Origin of the sequence: Citrobacter amalonaticus (assembly GCF_001559075.2) — a bacterium.
Lineage (GTDB): Bacteria > Pseudomonadota > Gammaproteobacteria > Enterobacterales > Enterobacteriaceae > Citrobacter_A > Citrobacter_A amalonaticus_F.
Window position 1 is genome coordinate 3,914,970 of sequence record NZ_CP014015.2, and the last position, 21,720, is coordinate 3,936,689.

At 54.5% G+C, this 21,720-nt stretch carries 21 protein-coding genes; 19 read left to right on the forward strand and 2 right to left on the reverse strand.

Annotation, left to right across the window (positions count from 1 at the left end; all coding sequences use genetic code 11):
- The first annotated feature begins 55 nt into the window (after positions 1-55).
- From fabH to ptsG, 11 genes are all read left to right on the forward strand, one after another.
- Positions 56-1,009 carry a beta-ketoacyl-ACP synthase III gene (gene fabH, locus AL479_RS18880; RefSeq protein ID WP_061077178.1) on the forward strand — a complete coding sequence of 318 codons (954 nt, stop codon included), beginning with the start codon at positions 56-58 and terminating at the stop codon, positions 1,007-1,009.
- A 15-nt stretch (positions 1,010-1,024) separates the two neighbouring features.
- On the forward strand, positions 1,025-1,954 hold the full coding sequence (gene fabD / locus AL479_RS18885; RefSeq protein ID WP_061077179.1) for an ACP S-malonyltransferase: 930 nt from the start codon (positions 1,025-1,027) through the stop codon (positions 1,952-1,954).
- 12 nt (positions 1,955-1,966) lie between these two features.
- A complete protein-coding gene (gene fabG / locus AL479_RS18890) occupies positions 1,967-2,701 on the forward strand; it encodes a 3-oxoacyl-ACP reductase FabG (protein ID WP_061077180.1) in 735 nt (244 codons plus the stop codon).
- 278 nt (positions 2,702-2,979) lie between these two features.
- Positions 2,980-3,216: an acyl carrier protein gene (gene acpP, locus AL479_RS18895; protein ID WP_000103754.1), complete on the forward strand. Its 237-nt coding sequence runs from the start codon at positions 2,980-2,982 to the stop codon at positions 3,214-3,216.
- An 86-nt stretch (positions 3,217-3,302) separates the two neighbouring features.
- A complete protein-coding gene (gene fabF / locus AL479_RS18900) occupies positions 3,303-4,544 on the forward strand; it encodes a beta-ketoacyl-ACP synthase II (RefSeq protein ID WP_061077181.1) in 1,242 nt (413 codons plus the stop codon).
- A 119-nt stretch (positions 4,545-4,663) separates the two neighbouring features.
- Positions 4,664-5,473 carry an aminodeoxychorismate lyase gene (gene pabC / locus AL479_RS18905; protein ID WP_061077182.1) on the forward strand — a complete coding sequence of 270 codons (810 nt, stop codon included), beginning with the start codon at positions 4,664-4,666 and terminating at the stop codon, positions 5,471-5,473.
- Positions 5,474-5,475: 2 nt separating this feature from the next.
- On the forward strand, positions 5,476-6,498 hold the full coding sequence (yceG, locus tag AL479_RS18910; protein WP_061077183.1) for a cell division protein YceG: 1,023 nt from the start codon (positions 5,476-5,478) through the stop codon (positions 6,496-6,498).
- On the forward strand, positions 6,488-7,129 hold the full coding sequence (tmk, locus tag AL479_RS18915; protein WP_061077184.1) for a dTMP kinase: 642 nt from the start codon (positions 6,488-6,490) through the stop codon (positions 7,127-7,129). The genes yceG and tmk overlap by 11 nt, the downstream gene beginning before the upstream one ends.
- Positions 7,126-8,130 (forward strand): DNA polymerase III subunit delta', encoded by a 1,005-nt coding sequence (holB, locus tag AL479_RS18920; protein WP_061077185.1) that lies wholly within the window; start codon positions 7,126-7,128, stop codon positions 8,128-8,130. The genes tmk and holB overlap by 4 nt, the downstream gene beginning before the upstream one ends.
- A gap of 10 nt (positions 8,131-8,140) precedes the next feature.
- Positions 8,141-8,938 carry a metal-dependent hydrolase gene (locus AL479_RS18925; protein ID WP_061077186.1) on the forward strand — a complete coding sequence of 266 codons (798 nt, stop codon included), beginning with the start codon at positions 8,141-8,143 and terminating at the stop codon, positions 8,936-8,938.
- A 292-nt stretch (positions 8,939-9,230) separates the two neighbouring features.
- Positions 9,231-10,664, forward strand: a complete 1,434-nt coding sequence (ptsG, locus tag AL479_RS18930; RefSeq protein WP_061077187.1) for a PTS glucose transporter subunit IIBC — start codon at positions 9,231-9,233, stop codon at positions 10,662-10,664.
- Positions 10,665-10,724: 60 nt separating this feature from the next.
- On the opposite strand, the gene fhuE is transcribed toward ptsG, so the two are convergent.
- A complete protein-coding gene (fhuE, locus tag AL479_RS18935) occupies positions 10,725-12,920 on the reverse strand; it encodes a ferric-rhodotorulic acid/ferric-coprogen receptor FhuE (protein WP_061077188.1) in 2,196 nt (731 codons plus the stop codon).
- 351 nt (positions 12,921-13,271) lie between these two features.
- On the opposite strand from fhuE, the gene hinT reads away from it, so the two are divergent.
- The 8 genes from hinT (at position 13,272) to AL479_RS18980 (ending at position 19,344) form a co-directional block, all read left to right on the forward strand.
- Complete coding sequence (gene hinT, locus AL479_RS18940; protein ID WP_043000975.1) at positions 13,272-13,634, forward strand: purine nucleoside phosphoramidase; 363 nt, start codon at positions 13,272-13,274, stop codon at positions 13,632-13,634.
- Positions 13,634-14,008, forward strand: coding sequence for a YcfL family protein (locus AL479_RS18945; protein WP_046479573.1), 375 nt, complete (start codon positions 13,634-13,636; stop codon positions 14,006-14,008). The genes hinT and AL479_RS18945 overlap by 1 nt, the downstream gene beginning before the upstream one ends.
- Before the next feature lie 22 nt (positions 14,009-14,030).
- A complete protein-coding gene (gene lpoB / locus AL479_RS18950; protein ID WP_061077189.1) occupies positions 14,031-14,663 on the forward strand; it encodes a penicillin-binding protein activator LpoB in 633 nt (210 codons plus the stop codon).
- Positions 14,644-15,468 (forward strand): thiamine kinase, encoded by an 825-nt coding sequence (thiK, locus tag AL479_RS18955; RefSeq protein ID WP_102602014.1) that lies wholly within the window; start codon positions 14,644-14,646, stop codon positions 15,466-15,468. The genes lpoB and thiK overlap by 20 nt, the downstream gene beginning before the upstream one ends.
- Before the next feature lie 10 nt (positions 15,469-15,478).
- The gene (nagZ, locus tag AL479_RS18960) at positions 15,479-16,504 is read left to right on the forward strand and encodes a beta-N-acetylhexosaminidase (protein WP_061077190.1); all 1,026 of its coding nucleotides are present in this window, start codon (positions 15,479-15,481) and stop codon (positions 16,502-16,504) included.
- A gap of 21 nt (positions 16,505-16,525) precedes the next feature.
- A complete protein-coding gene (ycfP, locus tag AL479_RS18965; protein WP_042319601.1) occupies positions 16,526-17,068 on the forward strand; it encodes an alpha/beta hydrolase YcfP in 543 nt (180 codons plus the stop codon).
- 246 nt (positions 17,069-17,314) lie between these two features.
- Entirely contained in the window at positions 17,315-18,619 is a 1,305-nt protein-coding gene (ndh, locus tag AL479_RS18975) for an NADH-quinone dehydrogenase (RefSeq protein ID WP_061077191.1), read from the forward strand.
- 185 nt (positions 18,620-18,804) lie between these two features.
- Positions 18,805-19,344, forward strand: coding sequence for a glycine zipper 2TM domain-containing protein (locus AL479_RS18980; RefSeq protein WP_061077192.1), 540 nt, complete (start codon positions 18,805-18,807; stop codon positions 19,342-19,344).
- 58 nt (positions 19,345-19,402) lie between these two features.
- On the opposite strand, the gene AL479_RS18985 is transcribed toward AL479_RS18980, so the two are convergent.
- A complete protein-coding gene (locus tag AL479_RS18985; protein WP_061077193.1) occupies positions 19,403-21,589 on the reverse strand; it encodes a TonB-dependent siderophore receptor in 2,187 nt (728 codons plus the stop codon).
- Positions 21,590-21,720: the final 131 nt, after the last annotated feature.

The window sequence follows — 21,720 nt, forward strand, 5'->3', positions numbered from 1 at the left end:
CAGCTTCTTAGCCGTTGTGATGCGCGGTATATAACCAAAAAGTGACTGAGCGTACATGTATACAAAGATTATTGGTACTGGCAGCTATCTGCCTGAACAGGTGCGGACTAACGCCGATCTGGAAAAAATGGTCGATACGTCTGACGAGTGGATTGTCACCCGTACAGGTATTCGTGAACGCCATATTGCAGCGCCGAATGAAACCGTCTCAACGATGGGTTTTGCGGCGGCTCAACGCGCGCTGGAAATGGCGGGCATTGATAAAGAACAGATTGGCTTGATTGTGGTAGCGACCACCTCAGCGACACATGCATTCCCCAGCGCAGCATGCCAGATTCAGAATATGCTGGGCATCAAAGGCTGCCCGGCGTTTGACGTCGCCGCAGCCTGCGCCGGCTTTACATACGCATTAAGCGTCGCCGACATGTACGTTAAAACGGGCGCGGTCAAACACGCGCTGGTGGTCGGTTCCGATGTTCTGGCCCGCACCTGCGATCCGACCGATCGCGGCACAATCATAATTTTTGGCGATGGTGCCGGTGCCGTGGTGCTGAGCGCCTCCGACAAGCCGGGCATCATCTCTACCCACCTGCATGCTGATGGTCGCTATGGCGAACTGCTGACGCTGCCGAATGCCGATCGCGTGAATCCGGAAAATTCGATTCATTTGACGATGGCAGGCAACGAAGTGTTCAAAGTGGCCGTTACCGAACTTGCGCACATCGTCGACGAGACGCTGGCGGCCAATAACCTGGATCGTTCAGAACTTGACTGGTTGGTTCCGCACCAGGCTAACCTGCGTATCATCAGTGCGACGGCCAAAAAATTGGGCATGTCGATGGACAATGTGGTGGTGACACTGGACAGACACGGCAACACGTCTGCGGCCTCCGTTCCTTGCGCGCTGGATGAAGCCGTGCGTGACGGACGCATCAAAGAAGGTCAGCTTGTGTTGCTTGAAGCCTTTGGCGGTGGATTCACCTGGGGCTCCGCGCTGGTTCGTTTCTAGTATAAGGATTTAAACATGACGCAATTCGCATTTGTGTTCCCTGGACAGGGTTCCCAGACCGTTGGGATGTTAGCCGATATGGCGGCAAGCTACCCCATCGTCGAAGAGACGTTTGCCGAAGCTTCTTCAGCGCTTGGCTATGACCTGTGGGTGCTGACTCAACAGGGGCCGGCTGAAGAACTGAACAAGACCTGGCAGACGCAGCCTGCGCTGTTAGCCGCGTCCGTTGCGCTGTATCGCGTCTGGCAACAGCAGGGCGGTAAAGCGCCGGTGCTGATGGCGGGTCATAGTCTGGGTGAATACTCAGCGCTGGTTTGCGCCGGTGTCATTAATTTTGCTGACGCAGTGCGTCTGGTTGAACTGCGTGGTAAATTCATGCAGGAAGCCGTTCCGGAAGGCACAGGCGGTATGTCTGCTATCATCGGTCTCGATGATGCGTCCATTGCAAAAGCGTGCGAAGAAGCCGCAGAAGGCCAGGTGGTCTCGCCGGTGAACTATAACTCGCCGGGGCAGGTCGTTATCGCCGGACACAAAGACGCCGTTGAGCGTGCCGGTGCGGCCTGTAAAGCCGCCGGTGCAAAACGCGCGCTGCCGTTACCGGTGAGCGTACCGTCTCACTGTGCGCTGATGAAGCCGGCGGCGGAAAAACTGGCGGCAGAATTAGCGAAAATTACCTTTAACGCGCCGTCTGTACCGGTTATCAACAATGTGGATGTCAAGTGCGAAACTGACGCGAATGCCATTCGCGATGCGCTGGTGCGCCAGTTGTACAGTCCGGTACAGTGGACGAAGAGCGTCGAACTAATGGCGTCGCAGGGTGTTGAGCACCTGTATGAAGTAGGTCCAGGTAAAGTGCTTACAGGCCTGACGAAACGTATTGTTGATACCCTGACTGCCTCGGCTCTGAACGAACCGGCGGCGATGTCGGCGGCACTTGCGCAATAAAAGAGGAACACCATGAGTTTTGAAGGAAAAATCGCGCTGGTTACCGGTGCAAGTCGTGGCATTGGCCGCGCAATTGCAGAGACGCTCGTTGCCCGTGGCGCGACCGTTATCGGTACCGCGACCAGCGAAAGTGGCGCTCAGGCCATTAGCGATTACTTAGGTGCTAAAGGTAAAGGTCTGATGTTGAATGTGACTGATCCAGCATCTATCGAATCTGTTCTGGAAAAAATTCGCGCAGAATTTGGTGAAGTGGATATCCTGGTCAATAATGCCGGTATCACACGTGATAACCTGCTGATGCGAATGAAAGATGATGAGTGGAACGATATTCTCGAAACCAATCTTTCATCTGTTTTCCGCCTGTCAAAAGCGGTAATGCGCGCTATGATGAAAAAGCGTCATGGACGTATTATCACTGTCGGTTCTGTGGTTGGTACCATGGGAAATGCGGGTCAGACAAACTACGCTGCGGCGAAAGCGGGTCTGATCGGCTTCAGTAAATCGCTGGCGCGCGAAGTTGCGTCCCGCGGTATTACGGTGAACGTTGTTGCTCCGGGCTTTATTGAAACGGACATGACGCGCGCGCTGACTGATGAGCAGCGTGCGGGTACGTTGGCGGCAGTTCCTGCAGGTCGTCTTGGCAATCCGAAAGAGATCGCCAGTGCGGTTGCATTTTTAGCCTCTGACGAAGCAGGTTACATCACGGGTGAGACTTTGCACGTCAACGGCGGGATGTATATGGTTTAACCACGAGATACGCAAAATCATCCAAATTGTATCAAGTCGGCAAGACCGAAAAAGCCTGCGAGCATTGATGACTATGTGACCAGGGTTTGAAGATGCAGCCAACACAGAGACAATTTGAAGGATGAAGCGTAGAAAAATATTTGCGTTATTATAGGTCTTGGCCTCAAAATAACGTAAAATCGTGGTAAGACCTGCCGGGATTTAGTTGCAAATTTTTCAACATTTTATACACTACGAAAACCATCGCGAAAGCGAGTTTTGATAGGAAATTTAAGAGTATGAGCACTATCGAAGAACGCGTTAAGAAAATTATCGGCGAACAGCTGGGCGTTAAGCAGGAAGAAGTTACCAACAATGCTTCTTTCGTTGAAGACCTGGGCGCAGATTCTCTTGACACCGTTGAGCTGGTAATGGCTCTGGAAGAAGAGTTTGATACTGAGATTCCGGACGAAGAAGCTGAGAAAATCACCACCGTTCAGGCTGCCATTGATTACATCAACGGCCACCAGGCGTAAGTGAACATCTCCAGGCGGTCATTCGACCGCCTGAGTTTTATCTTTTTGTCCCACTTGAATCAATTATCCCTCCCTGGAGGACAACCGTGTCTAAGCGTCGTGTAGTTGTGACCGGACTGGGCATGTTGTCTCCTGTCGGCAATACCGTAGAGTCTACCTGGAAAGCTCTCCTTGCCGGTCAGAGTGGCATCAGCCTGATCGACCATTTCGATACTAGCGCCTATGCAACGAAATTTGCTGGCTTAGTAAAGGATTTTAACTGTGATGACATTATCTCGCGTAAAGAACAGCGCAAGATGGATGCCTTCATTCAATATGGAATTGTCGCTGGCGTTCAGGCCATGCAGGATTCTGGCCTTGAAGTAACGGAAGAGAACGCATCCCGTATTGGCGCCGCTGTCGGCTCTGGTATCGGCGGTCTCGGACTGATTGAAGAAAACCACAGTTCCCTGGTGAACGGTGGACCGCGTAAAATCAGCCCGTTCTTCGTTCCGTCGACGATTGTTAACATGGTGGCAGGTCACCTGACCATCATGTATGGCCTGCGTGGGCCAAGCATCTCTATCGCGACCGCCTGCACCTCAGGCGTACATAACATCGGTCATGCCGCGCGTATCATTGCATACGGCGATGCGGACGCGATGGTCGCGGGCGGTGCTGAAAAAGCCAGTACGCCACTGGGCGTAGGCGGCTTTGGCGCAGCACGTGCGTTGTCTACCCGTAATGAAAACCCGCAAGCGGCAAGCCGCCCGTGGGACAAAGAGCGAGATGGCTTTGTTCTGGGTGACGGTGCAGGCATGGTGGTACTGGAAGAGTACGAGCATGCAAAAGCGCGCGGCGCAAAAATTTATGCTGAAGTCGTTGGCTTCGGGATGAGCAGTGACGCTTATCACATGACGTCGCCGCCGGAAAACGGTGCAGGCGCTGCCCTGGCGATGGTCAATGCATTGCGTGATGCGGCGATTGAACCTGGCCAGATTGGCTACGTTAACGCCCACGGGACGTCCACGCCGGCAGGCGATAAAGCTGAAGCGCAGGCGGTTAAATCTGTCTTTGGCGATGCGGCAAGCCGTGTGATGGTGAGTTCCACCAAATCTATGACCGGTCACCTGTTGGGTGCAGCGGGCGCGGTAGAGTCGATTTACTCTATCCTGGCGCTGCGCGATCAGGCTGTTCCGCCAACCATCAACCTGGATAACCCGGATGAAGGTTGCGATCTGGACTTCGTTCCTCACGAAGCGCGTCAGGTCAGCGGAATGGAGTACACCTTGTGTAACTCCTTCGGTTTCGGTGGGACCAACGGTTCATTGATCTTTAAAAAGGTCTGACCGCCGTTTTTCCTCCCTGGTTAAAAGGTCCGCTTGTCGGGCCTTTTTTATTGCGTTTTCTTCCCTTGTCCTGCGCTAACCATCCTGCGACACTAACGGGCCACGCATAAGGAGCCACCATGTTCTTGATCAATGGCCGTGAACAGGAATCTCTTCCCGCAAGCGATCGCGCCATCCAGTTTGGCGATGGCTGCTTTACCACTGCGCGCATTCTCGATGGCACGGTATCGCTGCTGGCGGCGCATTTGCGGCGTTTGCAGGCGGCCTGCGCGACATTGCTGATTGCCTTTGATGACTGGGATGTGCTTGAGCGAGAAATGACCGTGCTGGCCGCGGGCCATTCACGTGCGGTACTGAAGGTGATTATCAGCCGTGGAAGTGGGGGGCGAGGATACAGCGGCGCGCAGTGCCGTGACAGCACCCGCATTCTCTCTGTTTCTGCCTATCCGCAGCATTACGACCGCTGGCGCGAACAGGGGATTACGCTTGCCTTAAGTCCGGTTCGTCTGGGACGTAACCCTTTGCTTGCGGGCATCAAACACCTGAACCGGCTCGAACAAGTGCTGATTCGCTCCCATCTTGAGCAGACGGACGCCGATGAGGCGTTGGTTCTTGACAGTGAGGGTTGGGTTACGGAATGCTGTGCGGCTAATTTATTCTGGCGAAAAGACAATGTGGTCTATACGCCGCGCCTCGATCAGGCGGGAGTGAACGGTATTATGCGACAATTCTGTATCCGGAAACTGGCACAATCGTCTTTTCAGGTTGTCGAAACCCATGCCCGCGAAGCAGCGCTGCAACATGCCGATGAAATGGTGGTTTGTAATGCGCTGATGCCGATCGTGCCCGTGCGGGCTTATGGCGCTAACACGTTGTCTTCACGTGTATTATTTGAGTTTCTGGCCCCACTGTGTGAGCATCCGAATTAGTCATGAAAAAATTGTTTCGTGTTGTCCTTTTACTGGTTGTTGTATTGGGCATTGCCGCAGGGGCGGGAATGTGGAAGGTTCGCCATCTGGCGGACAGTAAAATCCTGATTAAAGAAGAGACCATTTTTACCCTTAAGCCGGGTACCGGACGCCTGGCTCTGGGCGATCAGCTGTATGCGGATCGGGTCATTAACCGCCCCCGCGTGTTTCAATGGTTGCTGCGCGTCGAGCCAGAACTCTCCCACTTTAAGGCCGGAACCTATCGTTTAACGCCGGGTATGAGCGTCCGCGAGATGCTGCAGCTGCTGGAAAGCGGCAAAGAGGCGCAGTTCCCACTGCGGCTGGTGGAAGGTATGCGCTTAAGCGACTATCTCAAACAGCTGCGTGATGCGCCGTATATCAAACATACCCTGAGCGACGATCGCTACGAAACCGTCGCAAAAGCGCTGGGCCTTGAGAGTACCGATGGACTGGAGGGCTGGTTCTGGCCCGATACCTGGATGTATACCGCCAATACCACGGATGTTGCCTTACTCAAGCGCGCCCATCAGAAGATGGTGAAGGCGGTTGAGCGCGTCTGGGAAGGGCGTGCGGAAGGATTGCCGTATAAGGATCAAAACCAACTGGTGACGATGGCCTCGATTATTGAAAAAGAGACGGCCATTGCCAGCGAACGCGATCAGGTCGCCTCCGTCTTTATCAACCGCCTGCGTATCGGGATGCGCCTACAGACCGATCCCACGGTGATTTACGGGATGGGGGAGCGTTATAATGGCAAGATCTCGCGCGCGGACCTGGAAACGCCAACGGCCTATAATACCTACACGATGACCGGACTCCCGCCAGGACCGATTGCGATGCCGGGTGAAGCTTCGCTGAATGCGGCGGCGCATCCGGCCAAAACGCCGTATCTCTATTTTGTGGCCGATGGTAAAGGCGGTCATACTTTTAATACTAATCTTGCCAGCCATAACCGGTCAGTGCAGGACTATCTGAAAGTGCTTAAGGAAAAAAATGCGCAGTAATTATATCGTCATCGAGGGGCTGGAAGGCGCCGGAAAAACGACCGCAAAGAATGTTGTGGTTGAGACGCTTGAACAACTCGGCATTCGCGACATGGTTTTTACCCGCGAGCCGGGCGGTACACAGCTGGCAGAAAAACTGCGTAGCCTGGTGCTGGACATCCGTTCAGTCGGTGACGAAACCATTACCGTAAAAGCCGAAGTGCTGATGTTCTATGCCGCGCGAGTGCAGCTGGTTGAGACGGTCATTAAACCCGCGCTCGCAGAAGGTAAATGGGTGATTGGCGACCGTCATGATCTGTCCACGCAGGCGTATCAGGGCGGTGGTCGCGGAGTCGATCAGCAGATGCTGGCGACGCTGCGTGATGCTGTACTGGGGGATTTTCGCCCGGATTTAACCCTGTACCTGGACGTCACGCCAGAAGTGGGGCTGAAACGCGCTCGCGCCCGTGGCGAACTGGACCGCATCGAACAGGAGTCGTTTGATTTCTTCAATCGCACCCGCGCTCGCTATCTGGAGCTGGCAGCCCGTGATGCCAGTATCCGCACGATTGATGCGACGCAGCCGCTGGATACGGTGATGAGCGATATCCGTACCACCATTACCGAGTGGGTGAAGGAGCAGGGAGAATGAAATGGTATCCATGGTTACGACCTGACTTCGAGAAGCTGGTAGCGAGCTATCAGGCGGGAAGGGGTCACCATGCGCTACTGATTCAGGCCTTACCGGGAATGGGCGACGACGCATTGATCTATGCGTTGAGCCGCTACCTGCTTTGCCAGCAACCGGATGGACATAAAAGCTGCGGCCACTGCCGTGGTTGCCAGTTGATGCAGGCAGGAACGCATCCGGACTACTATTCACTGTTCCCGGAAAAAGGGAAAAGCACGCTGGGCATTGATGCCGTGCGTGAAGTGAGTGAAAAACTGTATGAGCGTGCGCGACTGGGCGGAGCCAAAGTGGTCTGGATCCCGGATGCGGCGCTGATGACTGATGCCGCCGCCAATGCGCTGCTTAAAACGCTGGAAGAACCGCCCGCGCAAACCTGGTTCTTTCTCGCCAGTCGTGAACCCGCGAGGTTACTGGCGACACTGCGCAGCCGCTGTCGTTTGCATCATCTCGCGCCGCCGGCTGAATCGTACGCGGTATCGTGGCTTGCGCGAGAAGTGACGGTGTCACAAGAAGCATTGTTGACCGCGCTGCGCCTGAGTGCAGGTTCTCCGGGGGCGGCGCTGGCCCTGCTGGGTTCCGAAAGCTGGTCCCAGCGTAACGCGCTGTGTCAGGCGCTGGCGAGCAGCCTTCCTGCTGGCGACTGGTACTCATTATTGACGGTGCTTAATCATGAACAGGCGCCTGCCCGACTACACTGGCTGGCGACGTTAATGATGGATGCGCTTAAACGTCAGCACGGGGCCACCGTGATGACCAACGCGGATGCCGGGCAACTGATCGCCACGATTGCCGGTCAGTTGTCTCAGACGCGAATTCAGGCAATCCTCAATGCTATCTGCCACTGTCGCGAACAACTGCTTAACGTGACCGGAATAAACCGTGAACTGGTGTTAACCGATCTTCTTCTGCAAATCGAGCATTACCTCCAACCAGGCACCGTGTTGCCTGTTCCCCACCTGTAAGAGAGACATTATGTTTTTAGTCGACTCGCACTGCCATCTTGATGGCCTGGATTATCAATCTCTGCATAAGGATGTGGATGACGTGCTGGCGAAGGCGGCCGCGCGCGATGTGAAATTCTGTCTGGCGGTGGCGACGACGCTGCCGGGATACCGCGGTATGCGGGAACTGGTCGGCCAGCGCGATAACGTCGTTTTCTCCTGCGGCGTGCATCCACTCAATCAGGACGAACCGTATGACGTGGAAGAACTGCGTCATCTGGCGGCTGATGACGACGTGGTGGCGATGGGAGAGACGGGGCTGGACTACTTTTATACCCCCGAAACAAAAGTGCGCCAGCAAGAGTCATTCATTCATCATATCCAGATCGGCCGTGAACTGAACAAGCCGGTGATCGTCCACACGCGCGATGCCCGCGCCGATACGCTGGCGATTCTTCGTCATGAAAACGTGACGGATTGTGGCGGCGTACTACACTGTTTTACAGAAGACAGAGAAACGGCGGGTAAACTCCTGGATCTGGGTTTTTATATCTCCTTTTCCGGCATTGTGACCTTCCGTAATGCTGAACAGTTACGTGACGCTGCGCGATATGTGCCGTTGGATCGACTGCTGGTGGAGACGGATTCCCCGTATCTCGCACCGGTACCGCATCGGGGTAAAGAGAACCAGCCAGCGATGGTCCGCGACGTGGCGGAATACATGGCCGTATTGAAAGGTGTGGCGGTTGAAGAACTGGCGCAGATCACCACCGATAACTTTGCCCGTCTGTTCCATATCAACGCTTCCCGCCTGCAGTCAGCCTCGTAATCGAGTTTTTTTAAAGCTCGTAATTAATAAGTAAAGCGAGTAAAGTTCACCGCCACAAAGTGGGCGGTGAATGAGCGATCTGACACATTCTGATACCTTTTTTGTCAAAATGTGCAACTTAACGCGCTGTCCAGAGTTGAAACGTGATAGCCGTCAAACTATATTTCGCCGATTTATTTTACTCTGTGTAATAAATAAAGGGCACTTAGATGCCCTGTCCACGGCGGGGTTCTCCCCCCTCGCCAATGCGTGTGAACGTAGAAAGCACAAATACTCAGGAGCACTCTCAATTATGTTTAAGAATGCATTTGCTAACCTGCAAAAGGTCGGTAAATCGCTGATGCTGCCGGTATCCGTATTGCCTATCGCAGGTATCCTGCTGGGCGTCGGTTCCGCAAACTTCAGCTGGCTGCCAGCCGTTGTATCGCACGTGATGGCAGAAGCCGGCGGTTCTGTTTTTGCAAACATGCCGCTGATTTTTGCTATCGGTGTCGCGCTTGGCTTTACCAACAACGATGGCGTTTCGGCTCTGGCTGCGGTAGTTGCCTATGGCATCATGGTGAAAACCATGGCCGTGGTCGCGCCGCTGGTTCTGCATTTACCTGCTGAAGAAATCGCAGCAAAACACCTTGCGGACACGGGTGTACTCGGGGGGATTATCTCCGGTGCGATTGCAGCGTACATGTTTAACCGCTTCTACCGTATCAAGCTGCCTGAGTATCTGGGCTTCTTTGCTGGTAAGCGTTTCGTGCCGATCATCTCTGGTCTGGCGGCGATCTTTACCGGTGTGATTCTGTCCTTTATTTGGCCGCCAATCGGTACGGCTATCCAGACATTCTCTCAGTGGGCTGCATACCAGAACCCGGTCGTGGCGTTCGGTATCTACGGCTTCATTGAACGCTGCCTGGTACCGTTTGGTCTGCACCATATCTGGAACGTTCCTTTCCAGATGCAGATCGGTGAATACACCAACGCGGCAGGTCAGGTCTTCCACGGCGATATCCCTCGCTACATGGCAGGTGACCCGACGGCGGGCATGTTGTCTGGCGGCTTCCTGTTCAAAATGTATGGTCTGCCAGCAGCTGCGATTGCTATCTGGCACTCAGCGAAACCTGAAAACCGCGCCAAAGTGGGCGGCATCATGATCTCCGCGGCGTTGACCTCGTTCCTGACCGGTATCACCGAGCCGATCGAGTTCTCCTTCATGTTCGTTGCGCCGATCCTGTACGTTATCCACGCGATTCTGGCGGGTCTGGCGTTCCCAATCTGTATCCTGCTGGGTATGCGTGACGGTACGTCGTTCTCACACGGTCTGATCGACTTTATCGTGCTGTCCGGTAACAGCAGCAAGCTGTGGCTGTTCCCGATTGTTGGTGCGGGCTACGCGATTGTTTACTACACCATCTTCCGCGTGCTGATTAAAGCGCTGGATCTGAAGACCCCGGGTCGTGAAGATAATACCGATGACGCGAAAGCGGGCGCGACCAGTGAAATGGCTCCTGCGCTGATTGCGGCGTTTGGCGGTAAAGAAAACATCACTAACCTGGATGCGTGCATTACCCGTCTGCGTGTCAGCGTGGCTGACGTGGCGAAAGTGGATCAGGCTGGCCTGAAGAAACTGGGTGCCGCAGGTGTGGTGGTCGCAGGCTCCGGTGTTCAGGCTATCTTCGGTACGAAATCCGATAACCTGAAAACTGAGATGGATGAATACATCCGTAACAGCTAAGACCTAAGACGTTGGGGAGAACTAAGGCAGCCGAATGGCTGCCTTTTTTACGGGCTACGATCAGAACTGATAGTTTGCGGTGATGCTCACATTGCGTGGCTCGCCATAAACAATCGACCCTTCAACGTTGGTGTCATAGGTTTTATCGAACAGGTTATTGACGTTACCCTGCACGGAGAAGTTCTTGGTCACCTGGTAGCGGGTGAACAGATCCACCAGCGCGTAACTGCCTTGCTCTGCACGGAAGGTGCCGTACGGCGTTGCGGTATCGGTGTACACGCGGTTCTGCCAGTTCACGCCACCACCCACGGTCAAATCAGGTATCACTGGCAGACGGTAGCTAGTGAATAGCTTGACGCTGGTACGCGGCAGATTCGGATTGACGGCGTTGCCTTCATTGTCTTCTGCAACGTAACGCGTTGCGCCAAAGGTCATCTGCCAGTTATCGGTAATTGCGCCGTTAACTTCGAATTCAACCCCTTTACTGACGGTACCGTTCGCCGTTTTATACGCGATATCGCCATTGGTACCCGGAATTGGCGCACCTGTCGACTGGGCAACGTTATCCTGTTCAATGCGGAACACGGCGAGGGTGGTGGTCAGTCGGCTGTTCATCCAGTCAGATTTCAGGCCCACCTCATAGTTATTCCCGGTAACCGGCGTGAGGTATTTCCCACTCATATCGCGCTTGTTCTGCGGCTGGAAGATGGACGTGTAGCTGGCGTAAGTTGACCAGTTGTCATTGATGTCAAAAACCAGGCCGGCATAGGGCGTAGTGTGGTTTTTCTCCATGCTGTAGCTCAGAGTATCGACACGCCAGTTGGTGTAGCGCGCGCCGAGGATCAGGTGCAGCGGGTCAGCCAGTGAAACGCGCGTTGCGGCGTACAACGACTTCATGTGCGTGGTGTCGTCCTGGGCCAGCGACTGCGGTGCCCAGTCGGTTTGCGGGAAGTTGCCATTGAAGTTGTTGAAACTGCCGATCTCATCCGGGAAGACGTTTGCCCAAGAGCTAAAATAGCGGTTGTTCTGTTTGCTGTAACTGCCGCCAAACATCAGGTTGTGTTGGCGACCGAACAGATCGTAACCGCCGTCGGCAAAGAGATCCAGCGCATCCATTTTACGCTTACCGCTGTTCCAGCCGGTACCGCCAACGTAGTCATAACCCGGTCCATAGCTGCTGTAAGGGCCGACCAACATGCCATCAGCCTTATTCACATACGCATCGACATACATCGTTTTACTGTCGAATTTGATCTCCGAGTGGGTCGCATTCATCGTCGCCTGCCAGGTGTCGGCAAAACGCTGCTTGAGTGTGACAAAGACTTTGTTGATCTCTTTATCGTTATACGCCCAGTCAGGCGCAGTACTGCGGGCACGATCATAACTGTTTTTGCTGCCGTCGGTATTCCAGCGCGGCAGACCACCCCAGGTTGGGCTGTCCACTCTGATTTTCTGGTACTCATACCCGGCGGCAAGGCTGGTGGTTTCTCCCAGGTCAGCATCAATGATGCCTGAGAAGAAGTTTTTCTCGTTGTGATAGCGATCGAGCCAGGAGTCGTTGTCCTGATAACCCGCCACTATGCGGCCGCGTACGTTACCGTCATCGGTGAGCGGGCTTTGCAGATCCATCACGTAGCGCTGTTTATTCCAGCTGCCATATTCCGCCGACACGTTGCCTTTGAACTCACGACTGGTAGCGTGCTTGCGGATCATATTGATGGAGGCCGACGGGTTGCCGGTGCCGGTCATCAGGCCGTTTGCGCCGCGCACCACTTCCACGCGCTCATAGAGCGCCATATCGGTGAGGGCATCCCCCAGATTCCAGCGGGATTCAAAATAGGTCGGAATACCATCAACCATATAGTTATCAATCTGGAAACCACGGGAGAAGTAGCTGACGCGGTCAGAATCCGCCTGGCTTTTGCTGATCCCCAGCGTGCTGTCCATCACGTCGCCCAGCGTTTGCAACTGCTGATCTTCCATGCGTTGTTCGCTGACGATGCTGACCGACTGCGGAATATCGCGCTGGGTCATCATCATTTTGGTTCCGGCGGTGGTGGATTTGACGCTGTAATCCTGTTCGTCGCTGTCCGCTGAGGTTGCTGGCGCAGAACCGTCAACAATGACGGTCTCTTCCGGTGTGGTCGCCGCGAAACTCATGGATGGCATCAATGCCATCGCGATGCAGGCCGCCAGCAACGATGGTGTGGCGCCAGCCTGGCGTTGTTCATCCCTGTTGTGTGTTGTGAAAGACATCAGAAAGCCCTTAATAGTGAACGAATCCTGGCTCAGGCCGTGTAAGGTGGCGATGAGCCCCTTTTTATTTTTCTAACCATTTAATGCGCATGAAAATGCAAATGCGAAATATACGCATTCATATTCACTCTGTAAACAGATGTAACTTGCTTTCTGAAATCTTGTTTCATTACTTTTTGGCACAGGAGAGGGGATAAATGGTTATAAGTGCGCCACCGTGATGGTTTTTTGCTTAAGAAATCGTGGGTTAAGGTTGAAAGAGCAGGTTTAAGTCGATCATACTCTATACTCGCAATGTGGCTCAGCGTAGCATGACATCACGCATGGCAATTTTTAGAAAAGGAAAACGTCGTGGCAGAAGAGACTATATTCAGCAAGATTATTCGTCGTGAAATCCCTTCCGATATCGTTTATCAGGATGACCTGGTGACGGCATTCCGGGATATTTCACCCCAGGCGCCTACACACATCCTGATCATTCCCAACGTTCTGATCCCGACGGTCAATGACGTCAGCGCAGAGCATGAACAGGCGCTGGGACGGATGATTACCGTTGCGGCAAAAATTGCCGAGCAGGAAGGCATTGCCGAAGATGGCTACCGCCTGATCATGAATACCAATCGTCATGGCGGCCAGGAGGTGTATCACATCCATATGCATCTGCTGGGCGGTCGCGCGCTCGGTCCTATGCTCGCGCACAAAGGGCTGTCATGATGACCAGAGGATGCATTGCGCTTTCGCTGGGTCTGCTCTTACTTGCCGGATGCCGTTCTCATCCTGAGATCCCGGTAAGCGATGAACAGTCGCTGGTGATGGAGTCGACGCTGCTGGCAGCGGGGATCACCGCGCAAGAGCCGACGTTGACCACGTCTGATATTCAGCCCTCTGCATCCTCAACGCTGTATAACGAAAGGCAAGAACCCGTTACCGTTCATTATCGCTTTTACTGGTATGACGCCAGGGGACTAGAAATGCATCCCCTGGAAGCGCCGCGTAGCGTGACGATCCCGGCGCATTCGTCGGTCACGCTGTATGGCAGCGCCAATTATCTGGGGGCGCACAAAGTCAGACTTTATCTTTATTTGTAAGGGGTGAATCTTGAAGACAAAAATGAGTCGCTACGCATTGATAGCCGCGCTGGCGATGTTCCTGTCCGGTTGTGTGGTGCAACGTGAACCTGCACCGGTTGATGAGGTGAAACCCACGCCGGAACAGCCCGCGCAGCCGCAAGAACCTGCACCAGGGGTTCCTTCGGTGCCTGCGATCCCGGGACAGCCGGGGCCTATTGAACATGAAGATCAGACTGCGGCGCCGGCGCCGCGCGTACGTCATTACGACTGGAATAGCGCGATGCAGCCGATGGTGGGCAAAATGTTGCAGGCCGACGGCGTTACAGAGGGGAGCGTACTGCTGGTCGATAGCGTCAACAACCGCACTAACGGTTCGCTGAACGCAGGTGAAGCCACGGAAACGCTGCGCAATGCGCTGGCGAACAATGGCAAATTTACCCTGGTCTCTGCGCAACAGTTGTCGATGGCAAAACAGCAGTTAGGGCTGTCGCCACAGGACAGTCTGGGAACGCGTAGCAAAGCGATTGGTATTGCCCGTAACGTCGGCGCGCACTATGTGCTGTATTCCAGTGCCTCGGGTAACGTCAACGCGCCATCACTGCAAATGCAATTAATGCTGGTACAAACTGGCGAGATAATCTGGTCAGGTAAAGGTGCCGTTCAGCAGCAATAATATCCCAGAGCGCGACGCGGTGTTGTCGCGCTACTTTCCGCACTATCGTCCCGTCGCCGAAGGTCAGAGTGGCCTGAGCGGCGGGAGCGTGATTATTGAAAGTCCAACCCAGCGGCTGGTTCTTCGCCGCCATCACGATCCCGATGCGCCGCAAGCGCATTTTTTACGCCAGTATCATGCTTTATCGCGGCTGCCTGAACGCCTTGCGCCGAAGCCGCGTTTTTACCTGGCCGGCTGGATGGCGGTGGACTATGTTCCGGGCGAGATAAAATCCGGACTGCCGGGGGCCGACGAACTGGCGGGCTTACTGTATTATCTTCATCAGCAGCCCTGTTTTGGCTGGCGTATTTATTTGCTACCGCTGCTGGAACAATACTGGCAGGGGAGCGATCCGGCGCGGCGAACACCGCACTGGTTGAGAGGGTTGAAACGCCTGCGCAAGCGCGGGGAACCTCGTCCGCTACGCCTCGCGCCGCTGCATATGGACGTCCACGCCGCCAACATCGTTCATGGTCCGACAGGACTACGGCTGATTGACTGGGAATATGCCGGAGACGGCGATATCGCCCTTGAACTGGCGGCGGTGTGGGTGGACGATGTGGAGCAACACCGACGACTGGTCGAAGCGTATGCGGTTAGCGCGCGCATGGACGGGCAAAAATTATGGCAACAGGTCAGACGCTGGTATCCGTGGATACTGATGCTGAAGGCCGGTTGGTTTGAATACCGCTGGCAACAGACCGGCGAACGACAATTTATCAGTCTGGCCGATGCAACCTGGCGGCAGCTGGCAACGAAGGATTAAGGAGAGCAGTGTGGGTCCAGTAATGTTGGATGTCGAAGGGTTTGAACTGGATGCAGAAGAGCGGGACATTCTGGCCCATCCGCTGGTGGGCGGTTTGATTCTGTTTACACGCAATTACCACGACCCGGAACAGTTACGTGAACTGGTGCGCCAGATCCGCGCGGCATCGCGCAACCATCTGGTGGTGGCCGTCGATCAGGAAGGCGGGCGCGTACAGCGCTTCCGTGAAGGATTTACCCGACTGCCCGCCGCGCAGTCTTTTGCCGCGCTGCTCGGGCTGGAAGCCGGCGGTAAACTGGCGGAAGAGGCCGGATGGTTGATGGCCAGCGAAATGATTGCGATGGACATTGATATCAGCTTTGCGCCGGTGCTGGATGTCGGGCATATCAGCGCGGCGATTGGTGAACGTTCCTATCATGCCGACCCGCTCAACGCGCTGGCGATGGCGACCCGTTTTATTGACGGTATGCACGCGGCAGGAATGAAAACCACCGGCAAACATTTCCCGGGACACGGTGCGGTGACCGCCGATTCGCATAAGGAGACGCCGACCGATCCGCGTCCTGAAGCGGAAATTCGCGCGAAAGATATGTCCGTGTTCCGCACGCTGATTAGCGAAAATAAGCTGGACGCTATCATGCCGGCGCACGTCATTTACAGCGCTGTCGATCCACGCCCGGCGAGCGGTTCTCCGCACTGGCTGAAAACGGTTCTACGTCAGGAGTTAGGTTTTGACGGCGTCATTTTCTCTGATGACCTGTCGATGGAAGGGGCGGCGATCATGGGCAGCTATGCTGAGCGTGGGCAGGCATCGCTGGATGCGGGTTGTGATATGATTCTGGTCTGCAATAATCGTAAAGGGGCGGTCAGTGTGTTAGATAATCTGTCGCCGATCAATGCAGAGCGTGTTACACGTTTGTATCATAAAGGTTCATTTTCGCGTCAGGAACTGATGGACTCGGCACGCTGGAAAACCGTCAGCGCGCAGCTCAACCAGTTACATGAACGCTGGCAGGAAGAGAAAGCAGGTCATTAACGCACGTTTGGTGAGGATGCGATGATTATCTATTTACACGGTTTCGACTCTAACAGTCCGGGAAACCACGAAAAAGTCTTGCAGCTGCAGTTTATCGACCCGGACGTCAGACTGATAAGCTACAGCACGCGTCATCCGAAACATGACATGCAGCATCTGCTGAAAGAAGTGGACAAAATGTTGCAGCTTAATGTTGATGAGCGACCGTTGATTTGCGGCGTTGGCCTCGGCGGCTACTGGGCAGAACGCATTGGTTTTCTCTGCGATGTTCGCCAGGTGGTGTTTAATCCGAACCTGTTCCCGTATGAGAACATGGAAGGCAAGATCGATCGTCCGGAAGAGTATGCCGATATCGCCACCAAGTGCGTGACCAACTTCCGCGAGAAGAATCGCGATCGTTGTCTGGTTATTCTCTCGCGTCATGACGAAGCCCTGAACAGTCAGCGAGCGTCAGAAGAGCTCCACCATTTCTATGAGATCGTGTGGGACGAAGAGCAGACACATAAATTTAAGAACATTTCGCCGCATTTGCAGCGCATCAAGGCGTTTAAGACCCTGGGGTGACCCCCTTGTCTGACAGAATTGTCGAATCAAACCAGCCTTCGGGCTGGTTTTTTTTGCCTGTTTTCCCGGCGTTGTCTATCTTTTCAGCAGCAAAACTTGATACACATCAATTTTGGTATGACCAATGCACCGCATGTGTTATTCTCACTCTCGAAGGACATTTTCATTGTCGTAACTTGTTGTTAATTAAAGGCTATGTTTATAACGTTTAATTAACAATTGGTTAATCATTTTAAGGGGGTCACGTTGACTACACCATTGAAAAAGATCGTGATTGTCGGCGGGGGAGCTGGCGGGCTGGAAATGGCGACGCAGTTGGGGCACAAGCTGGGTCGCAAGAAAAAAGCGAAAATTACGCTGGTTGACAGAAACCACAGCCACCTGTGGAAACCCTTGCTGCACGAAGTTGCGACCGGTTCGCTGGATGAAGGCGTGGACGCTCTGAGCTATCTGGCGCATGCCCGTAACCACGGCTTCCAGTTCCAGTTGGGCTCGGTGATGAACATCGATCGCGAAGCGAAAACCATCACCATCGCGGAACTGCGCGATGAGAAGGGCGAGCTGCTGGTGCCTGAGCGTAAAATTGCCTATGACACGCTGGTGATGGCGCTGGGGAGTACCTCCAATGACTTCAACACGCCGGGTGTGAAAGATCACTGTATCTTCCTTGATAACCCGCATCAGGCGCGTCGTTTCCATCAGGAAATGCTGAACCTGTTCCTGAAGTATTCCGCCAATCTGGGCGCGAACGGTAAGGTGAATATTGCGATTGTCGGTGGCGGCGCGACGGGCGTAGAACTGTCGGCGGAACTGCATAACGCAGTGAAACAGCTGCACAGCTACGGCTACAAAGGGCTGACCAACGACGCGCTGAACGTGACGCTGGTGGAAGCCGGTGAACGTATTCTGCCTGCACTGCCGCCGCGTATTTCTTCCGCGGCGCATAACGAATTAACGAAACTCGGCGTTCGCGTACTGACCCAGACGATGGTGACCAGCGCGGATGCGGGCGGCCTGCATACCAAAGACGGTGAATATATTGAAGCCGATCTGATGGTCTGGGCGGCGGGGATCAAAGCGCCGGACTTTATGAAAGAGATTGGCGGCCTGGAGACCAACCGGATTAATCAACTGGTGGTCGAACCGACGCTGCAAACCACCCGCGATCCTGATGTGTACGCGATTGGCGACTGTGCCTCCTGTGCGCGTCCGGAAGGAGGCTTTGTGCCGCCGCGTGCTCAGGCTGCGCATCAGATGGCGACCTGTGCGATGAACAATATTCTGGCGCAGATGAACGGTAAGCCGCTGAAAGCGTATCAGTACAAAGACCACGGCTCGCTGGTGTCGCTCTCCAACTTCTCGACCGTCGGCAGCCTGATGGGCAATCTGACCAAAGGGTCGATGATGGTGGAAGGGCGTATTGCTCGTTTCGTCTACATCTCACTGTACCGTATGCACCAGATCGCACTGCACGGCTATTTTAAAACCGGTCTGATGATGCTGGTGGGCAGCATTAACCGCGTGATCCGCCCGCGTCTGAAACTGCATTAATCCCGCCTGACTCAGCATCGCCCGTTGGCGGTGCTGAGCGCCTTCTCCGCTCGGCCTCTTCCTTCAGAGTTCTCTGAATCATCCTGTTTTAATGGCGGCCAACGATATTTTCATCCGCAGTCTGATGGGCTTCTTATTGCATTGGTTGCAAAATTGTAACCAATAGCAAAGAAGGAGGATCTCCCGTGAATAAATCGATGTTGGCGGGTATAGGGATTGGCGTAGCTGCTGCGCTGGGTGTGGCGGCGGTTGCCAGTCTGAACGTGTTTGATCGTGGCCCACAGTATGCTCAGGTGGTGTCTGCAACACCTATCAAAGAGACGATTAAGACGCCGCGACAGGAGTGTCGCAACGTGACAGTGACGCATCGCAAGCCCGTCCAGGATGAGAACCGCATTACCGGTTCGGTGCTGGGCGCGGTTGCCGGTGGCGTGATTGGTCATCAGTTCGGCGGCGGACGAGGTAAGGATGTGGCAACGGTGGTCGGGGCGTTGGGTGGCGGTTACGCCGGTAACCAGATCCAGGGCTCAATGCAGGAAAACGACACCTATACCTCCACGCAGCAGCGCTGCAAAACCGTCTATGACAAATCGGAAAAAATGCTCGGTTACGACGTCACCTATAAGATTGGCGACCAGCAGGGCAAGATTCGCATGGATAAAGATCCTGGCACGCAGATCCCGCTGGATAACAACGGCCAGTTGATTCTGAATAACAAAGCGTAAAAAAAGCGGTACTCTGCAAGTTAGCCCCTCATTCGCTCAGGCTGAGGGGCTTTTTTTATCAGAAGGTTAAGGCGTAGTTCAGACCAAAGGTACGACCCCGGCCCTTATATTCGTACAGCGATGGGCTGCCATAGGTTGGGCTGTACAGCAATGGTGCGCGCTGTCCCCACAGGGTGGTGTAATCTTCATCCAGCAGGTTTTCAATGCTAAAGGTCAGTTTGCCCAGCGGGAGTTGATAGCTGCCGATAAAGTCCACGGTGTTATAGCCATCCAGCTTGTTGCCGCTGGCATCGGTGAGATCAAACGATTGTTGGGTCTGAACCCGTAGCGACCACGGCTCGGGCGCCCAGCCGACCCAGGCGGTGGCTTTGGACGGCGATGCCAGCGTCACGTCCCATTTTTCCCATTTCCCGTTCTGTTTTACTTCGGATTTCAGGACGTTAAAGTTCGCACCCAGACTCCAGTCGCTGTCAGGAATGAAGTAATCCGCCGCGCCTTCCACGCCATAAATCCGGCGATCGTCAGGTTCCACGCGGATCGTCATATCGCTGCGGTTAATCACAATCGACTTATCGGACGTCGAATAGTACGCCGCCAGTTGGGTACGCAGATTATCGCCGGTATAGCGCCAGCCCAGCTCATACGAATTGACCTTGATTCCTTCCAGACGCGAATCCGCCACGTTTACGCTGCGCTGGAGCTGGTAATGATCGCCCACCAACTGGTAAGTGCCGTTGCCGTAGTATTTTCCGGGATCCGGCAGTTCAACGCCCTGAGAGAAGTTAAACCATGCCTGTTGGCGTTCGGTGAGATGCGCCAGGAGCCCGGCATTGAACAAGAAGTTGTCGTAATCGGTTTTGCCGCCAGGAATGACATCGGCAGAACTCGCTAAACCGTTGGCAATACCCTGTTGCTGCGCGTAACCCACGAAATCATCAACCCGGTTTTCCGTCCACTGATAGCGCACGCCACCGCTCAGGGTGAAGATGTCGTTAATGTCATAACTGCTTTGCAGGAACGGGGCGAAGTTGGTAATGCTGTAGCCGGGATAACGTCCGGTCGTATAGGCCGTGCGATTGTCCATCCCGCCTGACGGCACAGACCAGGCCAGATCGAAGAACTTCTGATTGGAGTCGAAGGTTTCATGATCCGCATCGACGCCCCACGTCAGCTCCCAGTTATCCATCAGCTGGCTGTTGAGGGTGATTTTGGCGCCGAACTGGTCGGTATCCTGCTGCGAAGCCGAGAAGCTGGTCACCTGACCTTTGCTGAGCGTCGGGAAGGGGTAGAACTTCAGCGACTCATCGCGGTAATAGATCTGGCTGACCAGATTCTGGCCGAAGAAGTCCGCGTCGGAGTATTGCAGGCTGATCAGATGACGTTCCGTCCCTGGAATACGGTCTGAACTAAGCCCGCTGCGGGTGCTGGCGGTGCCGCTACCGGTAACGGCGGACATGTTTTCGCCCAGGTATAGCCCGTAATCTTCATCGCCCTGACTCTTATAGTATTGGGTGACCAACTGTATCTGGCGGTTGTCATCGATATCGAGGGTGCCGGTTCCCATCACGTCCAGCCGATCGGAGTGCTGCAGACCGGTTTGCGTGTTGTCGAGCATCAGGGCGTCACCGTTACCGTCATACCAGCCGCCAAAGCGCTGATAAGCGACGGACAGTCGGCCAGAAGCGCGATCCGTTCCACCGCTAACTGCCGCAGCAACGCGCTCGTCGTGATCGTTACTGTTGTTAAAGCCGGATTTACTGCCCAGTTCGAGCTCTACCTGGCGATCGGACTGACCCTTTTTGGTGACAATGTTAATTAAGCCGCCGGTACTGCCGCCGCCATACAGCGACGTGGCGCCTGAAATGACCTCAATATGTGCGATGTTAAACGGGTCGATCGCATCCAGTTGGCGGCTGTCGGTACGCGATGAGTTAAGGCGTACGCCGTCGATCAGCACGACAATTGCGCGACCACGCATGTTCATTCCGTAGTTGGTACGCCCCTGGCTGCTAACGTCGATGCCCGGAATCAGTTGCGCCAGCACGTCTTTGAACTCTTTGCCGCCCTGAACCTGTTGCTCAATCTCCTGGCCTTCAATCACCCAAGTGGTCTGTGCCATCTCGGCGACGGTTTTCTGGCTACGGTTGGCGCTGACGATGAGGTTTTCTTCTTCTGTCTGCGCCGCCGCAGCGGGCAGAGTCAGGGCTAACAGGATCGGGTTGAGGACCCAAAGACGCTTATTCATTCGCATTCCTTTCTGAAAATATCTGTGCAGGTGAAGGGATTTAACCGGTCGTAGCCGGCTGTTACATTGTGAAATAGATGTAAAATCAAATGCGAATATTGCTGATAATAATTGCTATTATCAATAGATTT

Excerpts from the sequence above, each read along its gene's own strand:
- fabH (WP_061077178.1), top strand. The coding sequence starts at position 56 with ATGTATACAAAGATTATTGGTACTGGCAGCTATCTGCCTGAACAGGTG.
- fabD (WP_061077179.1), top strand. The coding sequence starts at position 1,025 with ATGACGCAATTCGCATTTGTGTTCCCTGGACAGGGTTCCCAGACCGTT.
- fabG (WP_061077180.1), top strand. The coding sequence starts at position 1,967 with ATGAGTTTTGAAGGAAAAATCGCGCTGGTTACCGGTGCAAGTCGTGGC.
- acpP (WP_000103754.1), top strand. The coding sequence starts at position 2,980 with ATGAGCACTATCGAAGAACGCGTTAAGAAAATTATCGGCGAACAGCTG.
- pabC (WP_061077182.1), top strand. The coding sequence starts at position 4,664 with ATGTTCTTGATCAATGGCCGTGAACAGGAATCTCTTCCCGCAAGCGAT.
- yceG (WP_061077183.1), top strand. The coding sequence starts at position 5,476 with ATGAAAAAATTGTTTCGTGTTGTCCTTTTACTGGTTGTTGTATTGGGC.
- tmk (WP_061077184.1), top strand. The coding sequence starts at position 6,488 with ATGCGCAGTAATTATATCGTCATCGAGGGGCTGGAAGGCGCCGGAAAA.
- holB (WP_061077185.1), top strand. The coding sequence starts at position 7,126 with ATGAAATGGTATCCATGGTTACGACCTGACTTCGAGAAGCTGGTAGCG.
- AL479_RS18925 (WP_061077186.1), top strand. The coding sequence starts at position 8,141 with ATGTTTTTAGTCGACTCGCACTGCCATCTTGATGGCCTGGATTATCAA.
- ptsG (WP_061077187.1), top strand. The coding sequence starts at position 9,231 with ATGTTTAAGAATGCATTTGCTAACCTGCAAAAGGTCGGTAAATCGCTG.
- fhuE (WP_061077188.1), bottom strand. The coding sequence starts at position 12,920 with ATGTCTTTCACAACACACAACAGGGATGAACAACGCCAGGCTGGCGCC.
- AL479_RS18945 (WP_046479573.1), top strand. The coding sequence starts at position 13,634 with ATGACCAGAGGATGCATTGCGCTTTCGCTGGGTCTGCTCTTACTTGCC.
- lpoB (WP_061077189.1), top strand. The coding sequence starts at position 14,031 with ATGAGTCGCTACGCATTGATAGCCGCGCTGGCGATGTTCCTGTCCGGT.
- ycfP (WP_042319601.1), top strand. The coding sequence starts at position 16,526 with ATGATTATCTATTTACACGGTTTCGACTCTAACAGTCCGGGAAACCAC.
- AL479_RS18985 (WP_061077193.1), bottom strand. The coding sequence starts at position 21,589 with ATGAATAAGCGTCTTTGGGTCCTCAACCCGATCCTGTTAGCCCTGACT.